The 6,253-nt window shown below is 69.5% G+C and carries 6 protein-coding genes; all 6 read left to right on the top strand.

From position 1 onward, the window contains the following. On the top strand, positions 1–522 hold a 522-nt coding region (locus HOQ08_RS10120), incomplete at its 5' end, for an inorganic phosphate transporter (RefSeq protein WP_291194022.1). Positions 523–665: 143 nt separating this feature from the next. Then, positions 666–1,439, top strand: a complete 774-nt coding sequence (locus tag HOQ08_RS10115; RefSeq protein WP_291194019.1) for a sterol desaturase family protein — start codon at positions 666–668, stop codon at positions 1,437–1,439. 148 nt (positions 1,440–1,587) lie between these two features. Beyond that, complete coding sequence (locus HOQ08_RS10110) at positions 1,588–2,100, top strand: sigma-70 family RNA polymerase sigma factor (protein WP_291194016.1); 513 nt, start codon at positions 1,588–1,590, stop codon at positions 2,098–2,100. A gap of 140 nt (positions 2,101–2,240) precedes the next feature. Further along, positions 2,241–4,373 (top strand): bifunctional TVP38/TMEM64 family protein/FAD-dependent oxidoreductase, encoded by a 2,133-nt coding sequence (locus HOQ08_RS10105; RefSeq protein ID WP_291194013.1) that lies wholly within the window; start codon positions 2,241–2,243, stop codon positions 4,371–4,373. Between the two features lie 127 nt (positions 4,374–4,500). Continuing rightward, on the top strand, positions 4,501–5,484 hold the full coding sequence (arsS, locus tag HOQ08_RS10100) for an arsenosugar biosynthesis radical SAM (seleno)protein ArsS (RefSeq protein WP_291194010.1): 984 nt from the start codon (positions 4,501–4,503) through the stop codon (positions 5,482–5,484). Further along, positions 5,481–6,253, top strand: a 773-nt coding sequence (locus tag HOQ08_RS10095; protein ID WP_291194008.1) for a methyltransferase domain-containing protein, incomplete at its 3' end; no start/stop codon positions are given. The genes arsS and HOQ08_RS10095, both read left to right, overlap by 4 nt.

Here is a 6,253-nt window from a genome sequence, read left to right as displayed (position 1 = left end):
GTGGTGGTCAGCGGCACGACGGCCGAGTGCGAGGCGGCCGGTGCCCGGCGTGTGTTGCGCCTGGATGCGCGCGGTGCGGTGGACGGCCTGCTGTTTCTGTTCGGGGGCGCGGCCAGCTTTGCGCGTGGCTTGAACGACACGCCCAAGATCGCCGCGCTGCTGTTGCCCGTGGCGGCCCTGGACGGCGGCGGTGCCGTGCTGGCGGTAGGCGCGGCGATGCTGGTCGGTGGCCTGTTGGGGGCGCGCCGGGTCGCCCGCACCATGAGCGAGAAGATCACTCGGCTGGACCTGGGCGCCGCGCTGGCGGCCAGCGCCACCACCGGCCTGTTGGTCGGCACCGCGTCGTTCAACGGCCTGCCGGTGTCCACCACGCACGTCTCGGTGGGCGCGCTGGCGGGCACGGGGCTCGCGGGCGGCGCCGGCATCGACCGCAAGGTGATCGGCGGCATCGTGCTGTCCTGGCTGGTGACCCTGCCGGCCGGTGCGGCGTTCGGTGCGCTGATCTACCTGCTGCTGCACTGAGTGATCGGTCCCATGTTTCGCCCGGGCGCGGCCGTGCATGTACGCTGCGGCATCGGGCCGCGGAGGTCGGACGGTTGGCCAGTCACTTGCTAAGCCACGCGTCGGCACTTCGGCTGGGTGCCTTCATCGGTGTCCTCCTCGCGATGGCGCTGTGGGAAGGTCTGGCGCCACGGCGGCATCAGGCAGTCGGGCGGCGCAGGCGCTGGCCGGGCAACCTGGGCATCGTCGTCTTCGACAACCTGCTGCTGCGGCTGATTTTCCAGTCGGCGGCGATCGGCATGGCGCTGTTCGCCGCCAGCCGCGGCTGGGGGCTGCTGCACGTGCTGCCGGTGCCTGCCTGGCTCGCGGTGATCGTCTCGGTGCTGCTGCTGGACCTGGCCATCTACCTGCAGCACGTGCTGTTCCACGCGGTGCCGCTGTTGTGGCGGCTGCACCGCATGCACCACGCCGACCTGGAGTTCGACGTCACCACCGGCGTGCGTTTCCATCCGATCGAGATCCTGCTCTCGATGGCGATCAAGGTGGGCGTGGTCGCGCTGCTCGGCGCGCCCGCCGTAGCCGTGCTGATCTTCGAGGTACTGCTGAACGCCACCTCGATGTTCAGCCACGGCAACGTCCGCCTGCCGCAGCGCCTCGACCGCGTGCTGCGCTGGATCGTGGTGACCCCCGAGATGCACCGCGTCCACCATTCCATCGTGCCGCGCGAGACCAACAGCAATTTCGGCTTCAACACGTCGTGGTGGGATCGGCTGCTGGGCACCTACCGCGCCCAGCCGGAAGCCGGGCACGAAGGCATGACGATCGGCATCGACCAGTTCCGCGACCCGCGCGAACTGCGTCTGGACCGCATGCTGCTGCAGCCGTTCCGCGACGATGACCGCAGCTACCCGCTGGGCCGGCGGGAGCCGCGGGCATGACGCGCGCCTGGCGCATCGCGGCAGGGCGCCCGCCTTGCCGGACGCAGGCATCATCCACGGAATGTGAATCCTTTGCCGCACGGGTCGCCTCTATGCGTACGAGAACCAGGCGATCTGCCACCATCCTGCCACCGCCATCGGGTAACCCATGCAGCAGCACGATCTCGTCCTTCTGGAATCCGCACGTCGCGGCGATGTCGCCGCCGTCGAGCGGCTGTTGGCCGCCTGCCGGCCAGACCTGCGCCGCATCGCCCATTCGCAGTGCCCCGGCGGGGTGGATCCGGACGATGCGGTGCAGGAGACGCTGCTGTTGATCTATCGGCGCCTCGGCGCGCTGCGCACGCTGGCGTCGTTCCCGGCCTGGACCTTCTCGATCGTGCGGCGCGAATGCCACCGCCTGCTGCGCGCCATGCGCGGGCAGGCCGAGCTGCCGGAAGCAGATGATCCCGTGTTCGCCCGCTCGGACCGGCTGGATCTGCGATCCGACCTGGCGGCGGCGATCCACTCCCTGCCGGACAAGTACCGCGAGGCCATCCTGCTGCGCGACGTGCAGGAGTACTCCATCGGCGAGATCGCCGATCAGCTGCGGTTGACCCGCGAGGCGGTGAAGAGCCGCATCCATCGGGGGCGACAGATGGTGCAGGAATACCTTCGGGACTGAGCGCGGCCGCGCGTGCCGGGCGGCAGCTCGGCGGCCGATGGCATCTGCGGTCTCAGCCATGCGCCGCCGGAACCGATGCTTCTGCCGTGGCGCGGACCGATCATCGCTCCAAGAATGTTTTTCTTCGCGACGTTCTGAACATGAAAATCGGACCCCAATGGATACGCTGGCTGATCGTCGCGGGTGTGCTCGCCGCGGTCGCCGCCTTCTTTGCGCTGGGCCTGCAGCACGAGGTGAGCCTGGAGGCACTCAAGGCGCGCCAGCACGCGCTGGCCGGCTACCGGCAGTCCCATCCGCTGGCGCTGGCTGCGCTGTTCGGCCTGGTGTACGTGGCCGCAACGGCCCTCTCGCTGCCGGTCGCCACGGTGATGACGCTGGCCGCCGGGGCGATTTTCGGCTTGCTGGAAGGGACCGTACTGGTGTCGTTCGCCGCCAGCATCGGCGCGACGCTGGCGTTCCTGGCCAGCCGCTTCGTATTCGGCGGGGCCGTGCAGCGGCACTTCGGGCAACGCCTGCGCGGCATCAACGAAGGCATCGAGCGCGAGGGCGCGTTCTATCTCTTCACCGTGCGCCTGGTTCCGGTGCTGCCGTTCTTCCTGGTCAACCTGCTGACGGGGCTGACCCGGCTGCCCGTGCGCCGGTTCTATGCCGCCACCCAGCTCGGCATGCTTCCGGCAACCGTGGTTTACGTCAACGCCGGCACCCAGCTGGCCAGCCTGCATTCGCTTTCCGGCATCCTTTCCGCCAGGTTGCTCGGTTCGTTCGCCTTGCTCGGCGTGTTCCCGCTGCTGGCGCACTGGGTCGTCGGCCGTATCCGGGCGCGGCGGGTGTACGCGCGCTGGCACAAGCCCCGGCGCTTCGACCGCAACCTGGTGGTGATCGGCGCCGGCTCGGCGGGCCTGGTCAGCGCCTACATCGCCGCCACCGTGCGCGCCAAGGTGACCCTGGTCGAACGCCAGGCGATGGGTGGCGACTGCCTCAACACCGGCTGTGTGCCGTCCAAGACGCTGATCCACAGCGCGAGACTGGCGGCACAGGCGCGGCAGGCGGCAGGCGCTGGCGTGGACGTGGGGCAGGTGCGGGTGGATTTCCGCCGCATCATGGAGCAGGTGCGAAAGGCCATTGCGACAGTGGCACCGCACGATTCCGAAGCGCGCTACGCCGAGCTTGGCGTGGACGTGTGGCACGGCCAGGCCCGCATCGTTTCGCCCTGGGTGGTCGAGATCGACGGGGTGCCGCTCAGCACGCGCGCCATCGTGATCGCCTCCGGCGCCGAGCCGCTGGTGCCGCCGATTCCCGGCCTGGCGGAGGCGGGCTACCTGACCTCCGACACTTTGTGGCAGTTGGACGAACTGCCAGGCCGCCTGCTTGTGCTGGGCGGTGGACCGATCGGCTGCGAGCTGGCGCAGGCGTTCGCGCGGCTCGGTTCGAAGGTGACCTTGGTCGAGGAGGCCGACCGCCTGTTGCTGCGCGAGGACGAGGAGGTCTCGGCGTTCGTCCGGCAACGCCTGGCGGACGACGGCGTGGACGTACGCACCGGCTACACCGCCGCCGCGGTCGAAGCGACCGGCGTACTGACATGCGAGGCAGGCGCGCAGCGCGTGCGGCTGTCATACGATGCGCTGCTGGTCTCCGTCGGGCGCAAGCCGCGTACCGCCGGCTTCGGCCTGGAGGAACTGGGCATCCCGGCCGAGCGCGCAGTGGAAACCGATGCCTACCTCGCCACGCTTTACCCCAACATCTATGCCTGTGGCGACGTCGCCGGCCCGTTCCAATTCACCCACACGGCCGCGCACCAGGCCTGGTACGCCACCGTCAACGCGCTGTTCGGCCCATTCCACCGCGTGCACGCCGACTACTCGGTGATCCCCGCGGTGACCTTCGTCGATCCGGAGGTGGCGCGCGTCGGCCTCAACGAGCGCGAGGCCAGGCAGCAGGGCGTGGCGGTGGAGGTCACCCGCTACGATCTGGGCGAACTGGACCGGGCGATTACCGAAGGGCAGGCGTACGGCTTCGTGAAGGTCCTCACCGCCCCCGGCAAGGACCGCATCCTGGGCGCCACCATCGTGGGGCAGCACGCCGGCGAGCTGCTTGCGGAGTTCGTGCTGGCCATGCGCCACGGGCTGGGCCTGAACAAGATCCTGGGCACCATCCATGCCTATCCCACCTGGACCGAAGCCAACAAATACGTGGCGGGCCACTGGAAGAAAGCGCATGCGCCCGAGCGGGTGCTCGGCTGGCTGGCGCGCTATCACGCCTGGCGGCGGGGCTGAGGGGCCATGGCAAGCCGCACGCTCCGGCGCCCCCGCTCTCCGTTGATGTCGCCGATCCGGTGGACAGCGTATCGTGTCGGCCGGCGGCCGCGTGCCGCCAGTGGCCCGCTCCACGAGGAGATATGAAGTGAACGCCGTACCCTCTCCCTCGCCACCTTCGTTCGCCCACACCCTGCACCGGCACGGGCTGGCCCTTCCGCGCACGCAGCTGGAGATCCTGCAGGTCAACGTGGGCAAGCTGTGCGACCTGGCCTGCCATCATTGCCACGTCGAAGCCGGCCCCAGGCGCACCGAGATCATGCAGGCCGCCACCGTCGAGCGCCTGCTCGAATTGCTGGCCGGCGCCCCCGGTGTGCATACGGTGGACCTGACCGGCGGCGCGCCCGAGCTCAACCCGCATTTCCGCACGCTGGTCCGTGGCGCGCGGGCGCTGGGCAAGAGCGTGATCGACCGCTGCAACCTCACCGTGCTGTTCCGCCCGGGGCAGGAGGACACCGCCGAGTTCCTGGCGGGGCAGGGCGTCAAGGTGGTCGCGTCACTGCCCTGCTACAGCAAGGCCAATGTCGAGAAGCAGCGCGGCCGGCACGTGTTCGATCCGAGCCTGCGCGCATTGCACCGGCTGAACGATCTCGGCTACGGATGCGAGGGTTCGCCGCTGGAACTGGATCTGGTCTACAACCCGCTCGGCGCCAGCCTGCCACCCCCGCAGGCCGCCCTGGAAGCGACGTACCGGCGCGAGCTGGGCGAGCACTTCGGGATCGTCTTCAACCGCCTGTTCACCATCACCAACATGCCGATCAAGCGGTTCCTGCATCTGCTCGAGCGCGAGGGTCGCTACGAGCGCTACATGCAGGTGCTGCTCGATGCGTTCAATCCGCAGGCCGCGCTGCACGTGATGTGCCGCAACCTGCTGTCGGTGAGCTGGGACGGCGAGCTGTACGACTGCGATTTCAACCAGGCGCTGGAGCTGCCGCTGGGCGGCGGGCGCCGGCGCAGCCTGTGGGACATCACGGCGCTGGCGGAGGTCGAACGCGGGCCGATCGCCTTCGCCGATCATTGCTACGGCTGCACCGCGGGCGCGGGCAGCTCCTGTGGAGGATCGCTGACATGAGCACATCCCTGGACCCGGTCGGCGCTGCCGGCGCCGAAACGCAGCAGAGCGCCGTGCGCAGCTATTACGGCGAGACCCTGCAATCGAGCCGCGACCTGCGCACGACCGCCTGCTGCAGCCTCGAGGCGATGCCGGCGCACCTGCGCGAAATCCTCGGCCAGCTGCATGCGGAAGTGCGCGACCGCTTCTACGGCTGCGGTTCGCCGCTGCCGCCGGCGCTGGAAGGCGCGACCGTGCTCGACCTGGGCTGCGGCAGCGGGCGCGACGTTTACTTGCTGTCCAGGCTGGTGGGCGAACAGGGAAGGGTCATCGGCGTGGACATGACCGCGCAGCAGCTGGCGGTGGCCGAGCGGCATCGCGCCTGGCATGCCGAGGCCTTCGGCTACGCCCGTTCCAACGTCGATTTCCATCTGGGCGACCTGGCCGATCTGGCCGCGCTGGGCATCGCCGATGCGTCCGTCGACGTCGTGGTTTCCAATTGCGTGTTGAACCTGGTGCCGGACAAGCGGCGCGCCTTCGCCGAGATCTTCCGCGTGCTCAAGCCCGGCGGCGAGCTGTATTTCTCCGACGTCTACAGCGACCGCCGGCTGCCGCACCACCTGTTGGCCGATCCGGTACTGTTGGGCGAGTGCCTTGCCGGCGCGCTGTACGAGGAGGACTTCCGCCGGCTGCTGGGCGACCTAGGCGTCGCCGACGCGCGCGTTTGCGCGCGCAGCCCGATCGCGTTGACCGACGAGGCGATCGAGCAACGCATCGGCTTCGCGAACTT

The organism is Frateuria sp., from assembly GCF_013362045.1.
GTDB lineage: Bacteria > Pseudomonadota > Gammaproteobacteria > Xanthomonadales > Rhodanobacteraceae > Frateuria_A.
The sequence above is the reverse complement of the archived record's forward strand: the minus strand, read 5'-3'. Positions and strand labels throughout refer to the sequence as shown.